The sequence below is a fragment of the Psychrobacillus soli genome, from assembly GCF_006861775.1.
GTDB classification, from domain to species: Bacteria; Bacillota; Bacilli; order Bacillales_A; family Planococcaceae; genus Psychrobacillus; species Psychrobacillus soli.
In genome coordinates, this window is record NZ_VDGG01000067.1 from 1 (window position 1) to 16,557 (window position 16,557).

Annotated in this window: 16 protein-coding genes; 12 read left to right on the forward strand and 4 right to left on the reverse strand. The window is 37.4% G+C overall.

The features are described from left to right. The coding region (locus tag FG383_RS21185; RefSeq protein ID WP_221887543.1) for a hypothetical protein at positions 1–290 on the forward strand (290 nt) is incomplete at its 5' end. 21 nt (positions 291–311) lie between these two features. Here the strand turns inward: FG383_RS21185 and FG383_RS19385 are convergent. Genes FG383_RS19385 through FG383_RS19395 form a run of 3 tightly spaced genes read right to left on the reverse strand, consistent with a single transcriptional unit; the run spans position 312 to position 3,279 of the window. After that, on the reverse strand, positions 312–1,256 hold the full coding sequence (locus tag FG383_RS19385) for a TIGR03943 family putative permease subunit (RefSeq protein ID WP_142609147.1): 945 nt from the start codon (positions 1,254–1,256) through the stop codon (positions 312–314). An 8-nt stretch (positions 1,257–1,264) separates the two neighbouring features. Beyond that, positions 1,265–2,272, reverse strand: coding sequence for a permease (locus FG383_RS19390; protein WP_142609149.1), 1,008 nt, complete (start codon positions 2,270–2,272; stop codon positions 1,265–1,267). A gap of 32 nt (positions 2,273–2,304) precedes the next feature. Continuing rightward, positions 2,305–3,279 (reverse strand): CobW family GTP-binding protein, encoded by a 975-nt coding sequence (locus FG383_RS19395; RefSeq protein ID WP_142609151.1) that lies wholly within the window; start codon positions 3,277–3,279, stop codon positions 2,305–2,307. A gap of 360 nt (positions 3,280–3,639) precedes the next feature. Here FG383_RS19395 and FG383_RS19400 point away from each other — a divergent pair, with 360 nt between their 5' ends. Continuing rightward, on the forward strand, positions 3,640–3,951 hold the full coding sequence (locus FG383_RS19400; RefSeq protein WP_281285369.1) for a hypothetical protein: 312 nt from the start codon (positions 3,640–3,642) through the stop codon (positions 3,949–3,951). A gap of 86 nt (positions 3,952–4,037) precedes the next feature. Beyond that, entirely contained in the window at positions 4,038–4,592 is a 555-nt protein-coding gene (locus FG383_RS19405; RefSeq protein ID WP_142609154.1) for a hypothetical protein, read from the forward strand. Between the two features lie 165 nt (positions 4,593–4,757). Here FG383_RS19405 and FG383_RS19410 read toward each other — a convergent pair whose 3' ends face one another. Further along, on the reverse strand, positions 4,758–7,790 hold the full coding sequence (locus FG383_RS19410; protein WP_142609156.1) for an efflux RND transporter permease subunit: 3,033 nt from the start codon (positions 7,788–7,790) through the stop codon (positions 4,758–4,760). Positions 7,791–8,094: 304 nt separating this feature from the next. Here FG383_RS19410 and tsaA point away from each other — a divergent pair, with 304 nt between their 5' ends. The 9 genes from tsaA (at position 8,095) to FG383_RS19455 (ending at position 16,121) form a co-directional block, all read left to right on the forward strand. Next, positions 8,095–8,559 carry a tRNA (N6-threonylcarbamoyladenosine(37)-N6)-methyltransferase TrmO gene (tsaA, locus tag FG383_RS19415; protein WP_142609158.1) on the forward strand — a complete coding sequence of 155 codons (465 nt, stop codon included), beginning with the start codon at positions 8,095–8,097 and terminating at the stop codon, positions 8,557–8,559. A 125-nt stretch (positions 8,560–8,684) separates the two neighbouring features. Beyond that, complete coding sequence (locus FG383_RS19420) at positions 8,685–9,158, forward strand: MgtC/SapB family protein (protein ID WP_142609160.1); 474 nt, start codon at positions 8,685–8,687, stop codon at positions 9,156–9,158. A gap of 127 nt (positions 9,159–9,285) precedes the next feature. After that, complete coding sequence (locus FG383_RS19425) at positions 9,286–10,269, forward strand: glutaminase (protein ID WP_142609172.1); 984 nt, start codon at positions 9,286–9,288, stop codon at positions 10,267–10,269. A gap of 391 nt (positions 10,270–10,660) precedes the next feature. Then, on the forward strand, positions 10,661–11,080 hold the full coding sequence (nikR, locus tag FG383_RS19430; protein WP_142609162.1) for a nickel-responsive transcriptional regulator NikR: 420 nt from the start codon (positions 10,661–10,663) through the stop codon (positions 11,078–11,080). 34 nt (positions 11,081–11,114) lie between these two features. Continuing rightward, the gene (locus FG383_RS19435) at positions 11,115–12,728 is read left to right on the forward strand and encodes an ABC transporter substrate-binding protein (protein ID WP_142609164.1); all 1,614 of its coding nucleotides are present in this window, start codon (positions 11,115–11,117) and stop codon (positions 12,726–12,728) included. Beyond that, on the forward strand, positions 12,703–13,731 hold the full coding sequence (locus tag FG383_RS19440; protein WP_281285370.1) for an ABC transporter permease: 1,029 nt from the start codon (positions 12,703–12,705) through the stop codon (positions 13,729–13,731). Before FG383_RS19435 ends, FG383_RS19440 begins: the two co-directional genes overlap by 26 nt. Continuing rightward, the gene (locus FG383_RS19445) at positions 13,728–14,597 is read left to right on the forward strand and encodes an ABC transporter permease (RefSeq protein ID WP_142609166.1); all 870 of its coding nucleotides are present in this window, start codon (positions 13,728–13,730) and stop codon (positions 14,595–14,597) included. The genes FG383_RS19440 and FG383_RS19445 overlap by 4 nt, the downstream gene beginning before the upstream one ends. Before the next feature lie 17 nt (positions 14,598–14,614). Continuing rightward, the gene (locus FG383_RS19450) at positions 14,615–15,538 is read left to right on the forward strand and encodes an ABC transporter ATP-binding protein (RefSeq protein ID WP_142609168.1); all 924 of its coding nucleotides are present in this window, start codon (positions 14,615–14,617) and stop codon (positions 15,536–15,538) included. Then, complete coding sequence (locus FG383_RS19455) at positions 15,528–16,121, forward strand: ABC transporter ATP-binding protein (protein ID WP_142609170.1); 594 nt, start codon at positions 15,528–15,530, stop codon at positions 16,119–16,121. The genes FG383_RS19450 and FG383_RS19455 overlap by 11 nt, the downstream gene beginning before the upstream one ends. Positions 16,122–16,557: the final 436 nt, after the last annotated feature.

The window sequence follows — 16,557 nt, forward strand, 5'->3', positions numbered from 1 at the left end:
CTATGGGAAACCAATTAATCAGTGAAAGCAACCAGTTCTATTCGGAAAGCAATCAAATCAGCACGAGAGCAACGAAATTGCCAGTGAAAGCAACCAATTCTCATCACTCCTACACATTTTCCCTATTTGGGCGACATCCCATTAAAATTAATCCTTTTCATTTACCATATCTAGGAAGGGATAGGCGCGCGTTAGCACTTTTATTCCTGAAAGATGAGTCAATACTTTTGGAACGTTCTAAAAAGCATGATGCAAATTTGCTCATGCTTTTTTGTAAGAATTTTTATTAGTTTAAAGAAATAATAGAGAGGCTAGTAAGGCATATAGATTTCATACACATATGGATCTTCCGGTTGATCTATTCGCTCAACTTCCGTTACTTGGATCATTGGCAGTTCCCAGTCATCTACAGTTGTTTTGGATATGATACCAGTTGTGCGTATCCACTCGTCGCTAACAACGGGATGTGACATATTAGCAGAGGCAATAATACCAAAAACAGTAGAGTCTGCGATACAACAAGAGATAGCAAATCTTGCAACAACAAATTGATCTGCTTGTAAATCTGGTTCTTTAAAAACGAAGCCTATCAGTTCTATCTCTTTTCCAACGAAAGCGTTTATATTATTAACGATTATATCTAAAGTGTCTAAGTAATACTCATCCTTTACGACGATTTTTGAACTATTTAAAAGCTCATTTTTTAACTCTTCTCTATTTTTATATTCCTCATTTTCATCCAAGCCTGCATATAAGTTATTTTCGATTAGAGGATCCGTTACAACTCGGCTATCTCCTTCGAAACCATCATTATTTTTATTAGTAATATCAGCACTAACATAAGCGTCATCTGACAAAATTGCATTTTGGGTAGACAAGTTGGCACCATAGTTGATACCTCTTTTAGCTGCAATAGAACTATCTAATACAGTATCTGGAAACCAAAAGCCGATAAGTAAAGGCAATAGAAATAAAGAATAAATGAAAAAGTTTCCAAAGAAAGATCCCGTGTTGTTATGATCAAAACCGCAATTACAAAATAAATCTGTACTATTTTTGGAGCCGCTGCGCCATATTTGTATAATGCCTAAAACTAGTAATATCAAAACAGAAAAATATGAAAAAGGTATCATTTTAGGAGCAATTAAGTTTTGAATATCACCAGAGATTAGTAATTTGAAGAGGAGCAAGAAAAAACCAATCAAAATAACGCCTCTCAAAAATACATGAAACTTATAATCGGGTTCTTTTCGCATAACTCACCTCACAAAATAAAATGTTGAAAAATCAAAATAACCGCATAAACGGATACGGTAACAATCACCATATAGCCAATGACAAATTTAAATTTAAAATAGGCAAAGAGCATAAAGGAACTTTTTAAATCTAACATAGGACCAAATAGTAAAAATGCTAAAAGGGAACCAGTAGAGAATGTATGGGCAAACGAAGAGGCCACAAATGCATCCGCTTCTGAGCATAAAGACAAAATAAAGCCAAGACCCATCATGACGAGTGGGGAGACAATGTCGCTAGAAGCAAGACTAACTAATGTCTCTCGATTGAAAAAGGTTTGAAATAAACTGGCTAAGATTGTCCCGAAAATTAAGTATTTTCCCATATCAAAAAACTCGTCGGTCGAATTAAACAATAAAATTTTTAACTTGGAATTATTCTTTGCGTTCACCATTTTCACATGACTATCTACAAACTCTGTTGTTGTCCATTTCAACTGATTCGTATTTCGATAGCAGAGAAACACCACAATACCTATTATTATTGCCAAAATAAATGCTAAGATCATTCGAGCATAAGCAATACCGGGTGTTGACTGGAATGCATAGTAGGTTGAAGCGAAAACGATAGGATTTAATATAGGAGCCCCGATGATCAGAATAACGCCTAAATGCAACGGCATTCCTTTTTTGATCAGTCTTCTCACTACAGGAATAATGGCACATTCACAAACAGGAAAAAGTGCACTTAATAATGCTACTGGTACTATTGCGATAAGAGGATTTTTAGGAATCCATTTTTGAACAGTGCTTTCCGATACAAAAGTTTGGATAAGGGCAGACGCAAATACCCCCAAAAAAATAAAAGGTAATGCCTCTAAAACGATGCTTAAAAATATAGTGCCAGCATTTAACCAAGTTTTAGAGATTTCGAAAGGTATTTCTATATATTCAGCAACCATAAATGAAAAGACGATTACTCCAAAAATCAGGAAGATAAAAGTTTCCTTCCACAAGGAGATTCTGTTCGAACGCATGGGTTAACAACCTCCATTGGAAAAATATTCCTTTATAAAATTCCTTCTAATAAGTATTTACAATGTTCATTTATCGCTTCATTATTTAGGTCAGTTCCAATTAAAATAATGATCGATTTTTTGGGGACGGAAGTAGGTATTTTAGTAAATGTCACTTTGTTCGAAGCATATTGAAAGTTTAATAGCTCCTTTGTCTGTTCGATTTCGATATACCCTTTCCCCCTTAAAACATTACTTGGAAGTCCTTTAAACCATTTTTCATAAGATTTTATCGGAAAGGATGGAATATCTTCTAATTTAATCGCCTGTATAAAAGAGTGATGATGTTCATGCTCCTGAACAATATCGGTATTTTGTGGGTTCATCATAAAGGATTGAAATCGTTTTTCAAACAATAAATCGTTATCTACTTGGCCAAATTTACATTGGATGATATTCGACTCGTCTCCACCTATTTGTATAATTTTACGTATGACCTTTTGTATTTCTTCTTGTCCGATAAGATCTGTCTTGTTTAACAATAAGAGGCTGCCACATATAATTTGTTCTTTTATGAGCTTACGAACTTCACTAGAGCTAGCGAAAATACTTTGATACTCTCGGAAATGGCTAGCATCGAGCACCGTAATGATGGACATAATTTCAAATTGGTTCATATAAGGATCGGTTAATAATACTTCTTGAATTTCTAACGGATTTGCTACGCCAGTCCCTTCAATAAATAAAACATCTAAAGGATTACTTTCCATCTCTGCAACTAAATCGTTCATTGTTTCTTTTAAATCATCTTGAATCGTACAACAAATACAACCATTGAGTAGTTCTACTACTTTTTTATCCTCAAACAAATGGCCTTCTACGTTTTCTTGACCTAATTCATTAAGTATAATTCCTGGATTTTGTCCATTCGCCTTACAATGTTCAAGCATTTTTATTAAGACTGTAGTTTTTCCACTTCCAAGAAATCCGCTCAAAATATATACAGGAATTTTCGAATTTATATTCATTAAACCTCTCCTATCTGCTGCAATTCTTTTAATATATAACAAAATAGATGCTTATTAATTGTATGCTAACACGTAAATCGTAATAACTACGCTTTAGAGTTATTATTTTACTTCTTCTATTTTCGTACGTCAATGTAAAAAATGTCCCTACGTGAGAAACAATTCATAATTGTCTCGTACATATGGAACTATGAGTTGTATCAGGAATTTTATTTTGGAGCATAAAAAGGGGGGGAAATTAAATTTTGGTGCTGTTTTTGCATGGAGAATGAAGTTGTTGTGTATTTTGAACATTTATGACAATTTACTTCCAAATGTAGTTATTGTATCGTGTAAGAAAGAGATCAAATCTATCAAGAATTGGAGGAATTAGCGATGAAAGATGAAGTCTTAACCAATGCCTTCTCTGCTTGGGAGGAACTAAGCAAATCCAAAGAAGATGTGCTTGCTTATGAATCTCGCTTAAAATACATCTTGGACGAAGAAGCAAAGTTAGAAGACGTAAAATACATGGCTGAAAAAAAGGGAAGAGAAGAAGGGATTGAAGAAGGACAGAGGGAAAAAACAGAAGAAATGGTCCGGAATTTACTAAGTAAAAAAATGAATGTAGATTTTATCGCAGAAGTGACAGGATTAACAGTTCAACAGATAAAAGAGATAGCTTCGATGTGAAGAAACGATTTGAAAAAAATGTCCTTGTGTCCAAAATAAGTCATAATAGTTTCGTGCACGAGGGCGTAAAAGCTAGGGTGATAAGGATGGAGGAAAATCAGGCGAAATTATTGGAGTCGAAACAAGCAATAGAAAAGTTAGCATATGGTATTAACCCAATAGATGGATCAGCCATAGTGGGGGACCATTTGTTGAACAAACCTCAAGTGATTAGACATTTTTTTGTCCTGTTAAATTTTTTAGATAGTGAACTTGAAAAGAAACAGAAAAAAACGAGTAGAAGAAAACGTCCTAATAAAGTAGTGCTTACTTCAGAGCAGTTAGAGAGAGTGGAGTTACCAAAAGGACTCATAGGTATAAATGAGTTTGCACGTGCGGTAAATCTAGTAATTGATGAAACCGTTTCAAAAAAATTAACAGGAGCAGCAATAAATAAAAAGTTGAAGGAAATTGGTGTGTTAAGTGAAGAAAAGATTAATGATAATAGAAAGCGTACGGTAGTAAACGGAAATTCCATTGCATACGGCATTGAAAGTATGGAAGGTTACTATAATGGAGAAGCATATGAACGAGTTGTCTTCAATGATATAGGAAAAGAGTTTCTAATGAAGAATTTAATTGATTTAATGACACAGCATTAACTTGAAAAGGAAAGTATCCAAAACTTCTTTAACGGTTAAATTCGAAAACTATCGGAAGTATCAATATGCTAGACCATTACGGTAGACTTTTCAAAGGAAACAAGAACGAATAGTAAAAACCAGACCTTAGCGCTTTAGCTAAAGTCTGGTTTTACTATGTTCAAATTAAGAAGAAGCCTCTTGCTCATATACTTGAGCCATCCGCTGTTTCTTAGCCTTTCTAAAATAAAGCAATTCATAAATACAAGGAATGACAATCAGTGTAAGTAGTGTGGCCATAGCTAATCCCCCAATAACAACAATCGCAAGACTTTGGGATACTAAGCTACCTGTTTCGGCTTGCTTTAATAATAATGGAAGCATTGCACAAATGGTTGCGAGTGCGGTCATGAAGATTGGTCTCATTCTTGTTGCGGTTGCTTCCACAAGTGCATCGCGGATAATCATCTTTTCTTCGTTTTGTTTCACTCGGTCTAGAAGTACAATCGCATTTGTTACGACGATACCGATGAGCATTAATGCACCTAGAAGTGCTGTGATATCAACAGAAATTCCACTAATAAGAATTCCTAAAATAGCTCCAATTGCTGCAAGTGGTAACGAACAAAGAATGGCGATTGGTGCTTTGATCGATTTAAATGTGATGACCATTATGAAAAATACGATCCCGATCGAGACAAGCATAATAAGGAATAAATCTGTAAAATCTTCTGCTTGCTGACTGCTAGATCCTCCGATTAGCACTTCTACGTTTTCTGGAATATCCATGCCTTTGTTGTCTTTTTGATCTCCGAAAATATCTACATTAATAGCGCTCGAAATTTCCGATAGCTTTGCAGGGTCAACGGATGCTGTTACTCGAAGGTAGGCATCCCCGTCTTTATGGAACTGGTTCGTAGAACGTTCTTCGCTGTGTAATGTAGCAAGAGACGAGACTGGAACAGGGCCTGATTCGGTCATAACCGGTATATTTTCCAAATCTTCCGGGGTTTTCGTATCTAGAAGGGGTTCTAAGAATACCGTTTTTTGCTGCTCATTTAAACTGATTGTTCCGATTGGTGTTTTATTTAGCATGACACCCAATTGTTGTGCAATTTGTTCTGTGTTTCCTTTGGAAGGATCGACAACAAGAGAGTGTACGGTTTTCTTTTCATCTTGATTGGTCGTAACTTCCTCTACGCCGTCTATAGTTTCCATTTTGTCTTTAATTGTTGTCGCCGTTTTTTCCAAATCGGCTAAATTGTCACCAACTACATCAATCGTAATAGTTGCGCTAGCTCCTCCCATCATAAAGGAAGCTGCTGTTACTTCTAAAATGGCGTCAGGATATTGGTCTTTCTTCTTTTCCATTTCTTTCACGATAACATCCGTATCTTTTTTATCATGCAATAAAATACTGAAAGATGCTTCTGTCGGAGACCCAACCCAGCCATATTGTGCAGCTTCTGCTGGGGAACCTACTTGTGAAAATACATGTTGTACTTCATCCATTGTTAAAATAGAGGTTTCAAGTTCGATTGTTTTTTCCTTAATTTCATCAATTGGCGTATCATTTGGGTAACTTAATGTAGCCACAACATAATCGGCAGAGGAGTTATCGACTGCTCCTTTTGGAATGGCAAAATAAGTACCGATCGAACCTATGAATAGCAGGATAGAAATCGTGAAAATAATCCACTTATGATTCAATGACCATGTCACTACTTTTGGAAAACGAACAGCCGGTTTATGTTCTGGAATTTTCGTGTTCTTTAATAATCCCGCACTCATTAAAGGAACTACTGTTAAAGCGACGATTAAAGATGCGAGTAAAGAATACGTAACCGTTAAAGCAAATGGTAAAAGAAATTCTTGAAGCCCTCCATTTAGTAAACTCATCGGCAAGAAAACGGCAACAGTTGTTAAGGTAGAAGCCGTAATTGCAGCTCCGACTTGTTTTGTTGCATCTATAATCATTTGAACAGAAAATTTCTCTGTTTGCATTTTGCGGAAAATATTTTCGATCACGACGATACTATCATCTACAAGACGTCCAACTGCAACAGCGACACCGCCAAGCGTTAAGATATTCAGTGTTACACCTGATAACGATAGTAAAAATAGGGTGAAACAAAGAGATAAAGGAATAGATACAATTGTTATAAAAGTAGTACGGATATTTCGTAAGAAAAGCATGATGACAATCGTTGCAAATAGTGCACCTAGTAACACTTCTTTTATCATTGTATGAACGGAATTTTCGACTAAATCAGAAGAGGATACGTAAATAACAGATTCCTGTTGATCATACTTATCGTTGATTTCTTTCGTTACTTTTTCAATTTCTTTACTAATCGTTACTGCATTTGATTGACTATCTTTTGTAATGCTAATATCTAAGCCATCTTTTCCATTGAAACGGCTAATGAAATTCGCATCCGTCGTTTCTTGAATCGTCGCAATATCTCCAAGCTTTACATCAGGAGCTACCGTTATTCCTTTTAGTTTTTCAATACTTGTGACGTCACCGATCACTTTAATATTGCTTGTTTTGCCATCGATCATTTTTTCCCCTACTGCAACGGAAGCGTTTTGACCATTCAAAACACCCATAACTGCTTGAAGCGGGATTTGATGTTCAGCCAATTTCTCATCATCTATTTTGACCGATATGATGGAATCGGTAGTTCCATATATATCGACATTTGAGACACCTTTAATATCTTGATAGAGAGCACGTAATTCATTGCGTGCAAAATCTATATTTTTAGCTGTCAGCCCATCATCAAAAGTGACCGCGATATTCACAATCGGAATCATGGAAGTGTTCAGCTGAGAAATGATTGGCTTGGATACATAGGCAGGTAAAGCTACATTGTTTAACGCATCCACTACATCTTGTTTTGCTTGTTTCATATCATAGCCTGCCTCGTAAAACAGGTCTACTTGGGAAAATCCATCACCGGTTCTAGAAAAGACCGATGTTTTTCCATTCAATCCCGTTACTGCTCTTTCTATCGGAGTGGTGACTTCCGATTCCATTGTTTTAGAATCGGTTCCTTGGCCCATGGAAATAATGGTCACTTGCGGATTATCTGCAGATGGTAAAAATTCCATTGGCAATCTAAAATAACTAACAACACCAATTACTAATATTAAAACGGTTAATACAGTGATGGCGGCTTTGTTACCAAAAGCCCACTTGGTGAATATTGACATAAAAATGATTCCTCCTAAAAATGACGATTTGTTTAAAGAAAACACAAAATGGATTTTTAAATAAAATTAGATATTTTTTGTTAATTAAATGGAACAAAAAGACTCCTTTCTATTGTTTCATTCGCATCTTCATTGTAGAAAATAGAAAAATATTCCACATTGATCTTGAGAATTATCTTTATCTACGACCTTAGACTTAGGAGGAAGAGGGACCGACATATACCTTGTATTACTCTTCATAAAAACTATGTAATTTTCATTTGTTTTTTATATGTTATTATTTTCCTAGGAAGGAGTGAGGGGAATGGATAAGTTTACTATCAGTTCTATTGGAACAGTATATAATGAAAGAAAAACACCGGAAGATGATTATTGGGGTAATGTCATCTCTGAAATTAAGTTAAATAATGAGTGGGATACGAGCTGCTTAGATGGCATAGAGTCTTTTAGCCATTTGGAAATCCTCTATTTATTTCATCTTGTTTCAGATGACAAGATTCAATATACATCGAGACATCCTAGAAATAATAAAAAGTATACAAAAGTCGGTATTTTTGCGCAAAGAGGAAAAAATAGACCAAATAAAATAGGTCTAACAGTTGTTGAACTAATTAAGCGAAAAGGCAATACTCTTACGGTCAGAGGGTTAGATGCAATAGATGGTACGCCAATAATCGATGTCAAGCCTGTGATGAACGAATTTTTACCAAAAGGAGAAGTAAAACAACCCGAGTGGGCGACTGATCTGATGGTGAATTATTGGGGATAAGTGGGGCTCGGTTACTATCCATTTTAGTGTTCAGTGAATCTATTTATGTCTATAATGAAGCAAGATGGAAGCGTGATTTTGGGAATAAGTCTTGATATAAGTAAACTTCGAAGGAGAAATGCACGATGAATTTTATTACATCATTATTTGATTCACATTTTGACTTATATATAAGACTAGTTGTCGCAACGGTTCTCGGATTTTTTATTGGTTTAGAAAGAGCGATTAAAAATAAGCCAGCGGGAATTAGAACTCATATATTAGTATGTTTAGGATCAACATTAGCAATGTCTTTATCTACTTTAAACCAAGGACCTTATATGGACCCGATGCGATTAGCAGCCCAAGTAATTAGTGGAATCGGTTTTCTTGGAGCTGGGGTAATTTGGATCGATAAGGGGAATGTAAAACGTGGACTCACTACTGCTGCAAATCTATGGATCACTGCTTGTGTCGGTTTGACAATAGGGTATGGAGCATATGACTTAGCTATCATCACCGCAATCTTAATGTTCATTGCAATGAACTTACCAAAACTTGTGGTGAAATTGGGAATCTTACAATCAAGAGGAAAAGATGACGATAGTGATGGGGAGTAACCGAATAGTTTAAATTGGATGAATGAAGTAAAGACTAAAATTATCGTAATGAGCGATTATTGTAGTCTTTTTGCTATTTAAAATAAAGGAAGTCGTTATAGAATAGGGGATAAAAACTGTGGAACAAATGAAAAAAGATGCAATGGACCAAAGAACTAATCAACATGCAAAATTGATCGACGACTGGATTACACATTATCGCCCTTTTACTTCTCAAGGAAAAAATGCTTCCTACATACCTGCTTTAGAAAAGGCAAACTCATCGCATTTAGGCATCTCCATCATAGAGCCAGATGGAACCATTATAAAGTCTGGTGATTGGGAAGTAACATTTACGCTACAAAGCATTTCCAAAGTAATTAGTTTTATCGTTACATGTATGCATCATGGCATTCCTTATGTTTTAGAAAGAGTTGATTTAGAACCAACTGGAGATCCTTTTGACTCGATTATTCGTTTAGAAATGCATAAGCATGGAAAACCATTTAATCCGATGATTAATGCAGGAGCCATTACGGTTTCTTCGATTCTTCCAGGGGAAACCCCAAAAGCAAAGTTAGAATCCGTATTAACGTTAATGGAGAAAATGGTAGGAAAACCTTTTACCTATAATGAAGAAGTATTTCGCTCAGAATGGGAAACGGCAAACCGAAACAGAGCGCTCGCTTATTATTTAAAAGAAACAGGCTATTTAGATATGGATGTAGAGGAAGCATTAGAAGTATATTTGAAGCAATGCTCGATAGAAGTAAACACAGAAGACATTGCTTTGATCGGGTTAGTTTTAGCGAATGATGGGTATCATCCTATTCGTAAAGAGCAAATTCTTCCGAAAGAAATTGCTAGATTAGCAAAGAGTCTAATGCTTACTTGTGGAGTCTATAATAATTCAGGTCGCTTTGCTGCATTCATTGGAATTCCAGCAAAAACCGGGGTATCAGGTGGAATCATGGCAGCAGTACCTCCCCGTGTTAGACAAGTTGCTTCACCTCTACTCGAAGGATGTGGGATAGGTATTTATGGACCTGCAATCGATGAGTACGGGAGTAGTGTGGCGGGTGTTTTATTACTAGAAAAAATAGCGAATACATGGGATTTGAGTATTTTTTAACGTAGAAATGTAAAAGGCTCTACAAATTTTCTGATTTATAGGGCCTTATTCCTTATTCAATCCTATTTAGTTGTTGATACCTTGTGGAAACAATCGTATAATACTTTAGTAGAATAAGCACTGAACTAATTTCCATACAGTCCAATCCCACGCTCTGGTAATCTACCGTATTACCAAAACATAACTTTAATCATGCCGATTATAGTTTTCTTCCATCTTCCATTTAAAATATGAATGATTCCATTCATCAACATGATTTCAAAACTGTTCGAATAGTAGTTACTTAACGAGAAAGAATATTTATTTGCCATTCCATACGTATGTACGTGTTACAAAACACAAAAAACGTGTCACGAACTTTAAAATCCAATTAAATAATGGGGGTAGCCATATGCAAGATTCGTCATTAAAGAGATTTGGGGTTTCAATGGAGGGAAATTTGCTGCGGAAGTTTGACGATTTAGTCAAACAGAAAGGTTATGAAAATCGTTCTGAAGCCGTTCGGGATCTTGTGCGAGATGCAATCGTTAAACAAACATGGGAAGATAGTGAACAAATTATTGCAGGAAGTATTCTATTGTTTTATAACCATCATCAACGAAATCTACTGGAAGAAATGACAAAAATTCAACATAGCGTGCACGATGTCATCCTTGCAACTACACACTTCCATTTGGATCATGATAGTTGCTTGGAACTAATTGTTGTAAAAGGAAAAGTAAAAGAAGTGCAAGAGCTAAGTAATAAGTTGACGAGTTTAAAAGGTGTAGGGTACGGGAGTTTTACAGTGGCGCCAGTAGAACAGGTGTAAGTTTACAAGAATAACAACTAAGGGAGAATAATATATGACAAAGAAATTTTTCGGATTAATAGTAATAGCAGTAGTAGTTTGTTCCATTCTATTGGCTGGTTGTTCCACATCAAAATCTAGTCAAACCAATGATACCAATAAAGATAAGCCAAAAGATGAGCTTGTTTTAGCTTTTGGATCAGAACCTGAAACTGGATTCGATCCAACTACTGGTTGGGGACGTTATGGTTCACCACTCTTCCAGAGTACTCTGTTAAAAAGAGATGACAAGCTTAATATTGTAAATGATTTGGCAACAAGTTATGAAGTAAATGAAGATGGAAAAGTGTGGACAGTGAAATTACGCGATGATGTGAAATTTTCAGATGGCGAGCCATTAACAGCTGAAGATGTGCAATTTACATTCGAAACTGCAGCGGCTAGTGGATCCGTTATCGATTTAAATGGATTGGTAAAAGTAGAAGCAGTTGATAATACGACTGTAACGTTTACGTTAAAAGAAGTACAATCCACTTTTGTTAATAATCTAGTGGCAACTGGAATTGTACCAAAACATGCATATGATGAGAATTATGGTGAAAATCCTGTAGGATCTGGACCTTTTCAGCTCGTCCAATGGGACAAAGGACAGCAGATGATTGTTAAGGAAAATCCTGAATACTATGGTAAAAAGCCGTACTTTAAAAAAGTAACTTTTGTATTCTTAAATGAGGATGCTGCATTTGCTGCTGCCCAAGCGGGAACAGTAGATCTTGCCTATATTCCAGCGGCATTTAGTAATAGAAAAGTGCCTGGCATGAAACTGGAAGCAGTTAAAACTGTGGACAATCGTGGAATTGTATTCCCATATGTAAAATCAGGTGACGTTACGGAAGATGGTTTACCGATTGGTAATGACGTAACAGCTGATCCAGCTATTCGTCATGCTATTAATATTGCGGTTGATCGAAAAGCTCTAATTGATGGTGTTTTAGAAGGACAGGGAACGCCGGCTTACACTTCTGTTGATGGACTACCTTGGTGGAATCCGGATACAGTTATTGAAGATGCCGATTTAGACGGGGCACGTAAACTGCTAGAAGAAGCAGGTTGGAAAGACATAGATGGCGATGGAATTCTAGAGAAAGACTCTTTGAAAGCCGAATTTAGTCTATATTATGTTGCGGATGATGTAGTAAGACAATCTCTTGCGATTGCTGTTGCAGATATGATGAAACCACTCGGTATTCATATAAAAATAGAGGGTGGAAGTTGGGATATCATTGGGCAGAAGATGTATTCAGAGGCTGTACTAATGGGATGGGGAAGTCATGACCCACATGAAATGTACAACATATACGCTAGCAGTAATGCTGGAGTAGAGTACTATAATACAGGATATTATAAAAATGCCAAAGTAGATGAATATTTTAAGGCGGCGCTTCAGGCTAAAAGTGAAGCTGAGGCAATAGAATTTTGGCAAAAAGCACAATGGGATGGAACAACAGGTTTAAGTGCAAAAGGAGATGCTCCTTGGGCGTGGTTAGTTAATATTGATCACTTATACTTAGTGAAAGATGACTTAGATATTGGACAACAAAGAATTCATGTACATGGGCATGGATGGCCAGCTACAGATAATATTGTTGATTGGAAATGGAGTAAGTAAGTTGCGTAAAAATGTTGGGTTAAAGATTGGAATCTTTCTATTGTTGAAAGGTTTAAGAATGCTTACATTATTAGTCGCTATCTGTTTAATCTCGTTTTTATTAATAAAAAACTCTCCGATTGATCCAATTCAAGCGTACATTGGCGCGGATATGTTAAAAGTAGGTCCAGAGCAACGAGAGAAGATAGCGGAGTATTGGGGACTCAACGAACCAGTAATGGTACAGTTTTTGAATTGGGGTTCTGCTTTACTGCAAGGGGATTTAGGAAATTCTATGACTTATCGCCGTCCTGTTGCGGATATAATTGGCGAACGGTTTCTAAATTCACTTGTTTTAATGTTAACAGCATGGATTTTATCAGGAATGATTGGATTTATAATGGGTGTTGTATCCGCGATGAAAAAGGACACTTGGATTGACCGAATGATTAAATGGTATTGTTACACGCTAGCATCTACGCCTACTTTTTGGATGGGGCTTTTAATGCTCATTGTTTTTGCGGTTTGGCTCGGTTGGTTTCCGATCGGACTAGGTGTGCCAGCTGGTGTTCTAGCAGAAGATGTTACGATAGCAGACCGCATAGAACATCTTGTACTTCCAGCGATTACACTTAGTATCATAGGCGTTGCGAATGTAGCATTACATACGCGTCAGAAGTTAATCGATGTTCTTTCGAGTGATTATGTGTTGTTTGCTAGAGCTAGAGGTGAACGTGGCTTCACTTTGTTTTGGAGACATGGGTTACGGAATGTTGCGTTGCCTGCCATCACTTTACAATTTGCTGCATTTAGTGAATTGTTTGGTGGTGCGGTGCTTGCTGAACAAGTATTTTCTTATCCGGGTCTCGGCCAAGCGACAGTCGAAGCAGGTCTTAGAGGAGACGTTCCTCTTTTATTGGGCCTAGTCATATTTAGTACATTCTTTGTTTTTGCAGGAAATTTAATTGCCGATTTAATCTACTACATAGTAGATCCGAGAACGAGGGAGAGTAGAATGTTATGATTCCAAGTCTCAAAGTGAAAAATAAAGAACAAAAGATGAAACTGTTTTCTCTCAATCGAAGACAGAGAACGCTTTTAACCATCCTTTTCTTCGCTATTTTCTTAATAACGGTTGTTATAGTTGGTGCAGTACTAGATAAGGATCTAATTGCTACGAATCTTATCGAACGAAATTTGGCACCTTCACTGGATCATCTTTTTGGAACAGACTGGTTAGGTAGAGATATGTTTACCCGAACGATAATGGGCCTTTCTTTAAGTATAGGGGTAGGAATGATTGGAGCAGTAGGCAGTACATTAATCGCTCTAACGCTCGGTATGGCTGCAGCAACAATGGGAAAAGTGGCAGATCGTGTGATTTCTTGGCTGATCGACCTTTTTCTAAGTGTGCCGCATCTAGTTACCCTTATTCTGATTGCCTTTGCGTTGGGCGGAGGATTTAAAGGAATTGTTATGGGACTTATGCTAACCCATTGGCCAAGCTTAGCTCGGGTCATCAGAGCAGAAGTTATGCAAATTCGGTCAGCCGAATATGTGCAAATATCTCAGCAGATGGGAAAATCCAGATGGTGGATTGCTATTCATCATATTCTTCCCCATTTGACACCGCAAGTTCTAATTGGTTTTATGTTGCTGTTTCCCCATGTAATTTTACATGAAGCTGCTGTGACATTTATAGGTTTGGGGTTATCGCCACATGAACCAGCTATTGGAATTATTCTGTCAGAATCTATGAAGTATTTGTCAGCAGGTATGTGGTGGCTCGCCTTTTTCCCTGGGTTTTGCTTACTCATTATCGTTCAGGCATTTGATCGAATTGGAGAAAATCTTAGATTACTGATAGATCCTACGAAAAGCAACAATTAATAGAAGGAGGGGAAAAGATGCCTATCCTTGAAGTAGAAAATTTATCTATATCATTCAACCAATATACAACTGGTTTGAAGCAGAAAAATATACAAGTTATTTCAAGTTTAAATGTCACGTTAGAAGAAGGCGAAATACTAGCAGTAGTAGGAGCCAGTGGTTCAGGGAAAAGCTTACTCGCTCATGCCATTCTTGGCATACTTCCTGACAATGCAACAATAAGTGGAACCATTAAATACAACGGGGAAGTGCTTACTAATTCACAGCAAGCCTCGTTACGTGGGAAAGAAATTGCACTTATTCCACAATCGACAAACTATTTGGACCCACTTATGCGCGTAGGAAATCAAGTTCGTACTTCCGTAAGAACAGGTGACGCTACTTTAGCACAACGAGCGGTTTTTAAACGGCTTCACTTAAAACAAAACGTAGAGAAAATGTTTCCTTTTCAACTTTCTGGAGGAATGGCACGAAGAACGCTTCTATCCACTGCAATTGTAAGTGACGCGAAAGTAATTATTGCGGATGAACCTACACCGGGTCTAGATCCAGTTGTTATAAAAGAGGCATTAAGTAATTTCAGAGAATTTGCTGACAATGGTTGTGCAGTTATGCTAATTACGCATGATATTGAATCTGCTTTAACGATTGCCGATAAAATTGCTGTATTTTACGCAGGTACGACGGTAGAAGTAGCACCTGTAGAAAATTTTACTGGGGATGGTGAAGGACTACGACATCCATACAGTAAAGCACTATGGAGAGCATTACCACAAAATGAGTTTATCCCTATTCCCGGTTCGCAGCCCCATCCGAGTGCTTTGCCATCTGGTTGCTTGTTTGCACCACGTTGTATAAAGGCAACTGCTGCATGCAGCCAACAACAACCGGAGATGCGAGAACTTCGTAATGGAATGGTGAGGTGTATTCATGCAACTTGAAGCAAATAACGTCGGATTTCGATATGGGAATGGACCGTGGCTATTTCAAGGTGTCCATTTAACGGTGGAACCAGGAGAAATTGTAGGACTCACAGGACCAAGTGGACGCGGTAAAACTACTTTTTGCCGCATCTTATCGGGATATCAAAAGCCTTTGGAAGGGAATATTACAATAGGTGGTATACCAGTATCTTCTAAAGGAACACATCCAGTACAATTAGTTTTCCAACATCCAGAAAAAGCAGTAAATCCACGCTGGAAAATGGAAAAGGTGCTGAATGAAGGTGGAAGACCTGATCAAGAGTTGCTGGATTTATTAGGGATTAAGCAGGAATGGCTGACACGGTATCCAAGTGAGTTATCTGGAGGAGAGTTGCAACGATTTTGTATAGCAAGAGCATTGGGTTCTCATACTCGTTTTCTCATTGCTGATGAAATGACGACGATGCTCGATGCAATCACGCAAGCCCAACTTTGGCATGCAGTTCTTGAAATTGCGAAAAAGAGAGAGATGGGGATTATCGTTGTCAGTCACGAAGCTAAGCTTGTTCAAAGATTGTGTCAACGAGTGATCGAATTATAGTAAAAATTCTTTTATTTGCATCGAATTTTATAATACTTGTAAGCTGTCCAAGCACGTAATCGTGGGGGCAGCTTCTTTTTTGATAGTTTAGGGAATTATAAGCACATAATAAGGATACTGCGTGGTAATGCGCTGAATGAAGTATCCGCTGGGATTTTCGCTGCAGTCGAACGCTTTCCGCCGGGTGAGCGATGAGCCATCCCCGCCGCTTAGGCGTCGTAGGGATGTCTCATTTGCCCACAGAGGAACAAAGGCTAAGAGCGCCACATCGTGTGGCAACGCCTTCGTGACCAACATCCTGTTGGCCTCGGCAGGAGTCGTCGCCTACAGCGAAAATCAACGGAAATTGCTTACTTATCAGCTTCGGCTCGTAAAAAACGAAATTTTTTACAGTTTTTTCGACCCAGCAAATTGTGTGTGACGGTAGTAAATTTTA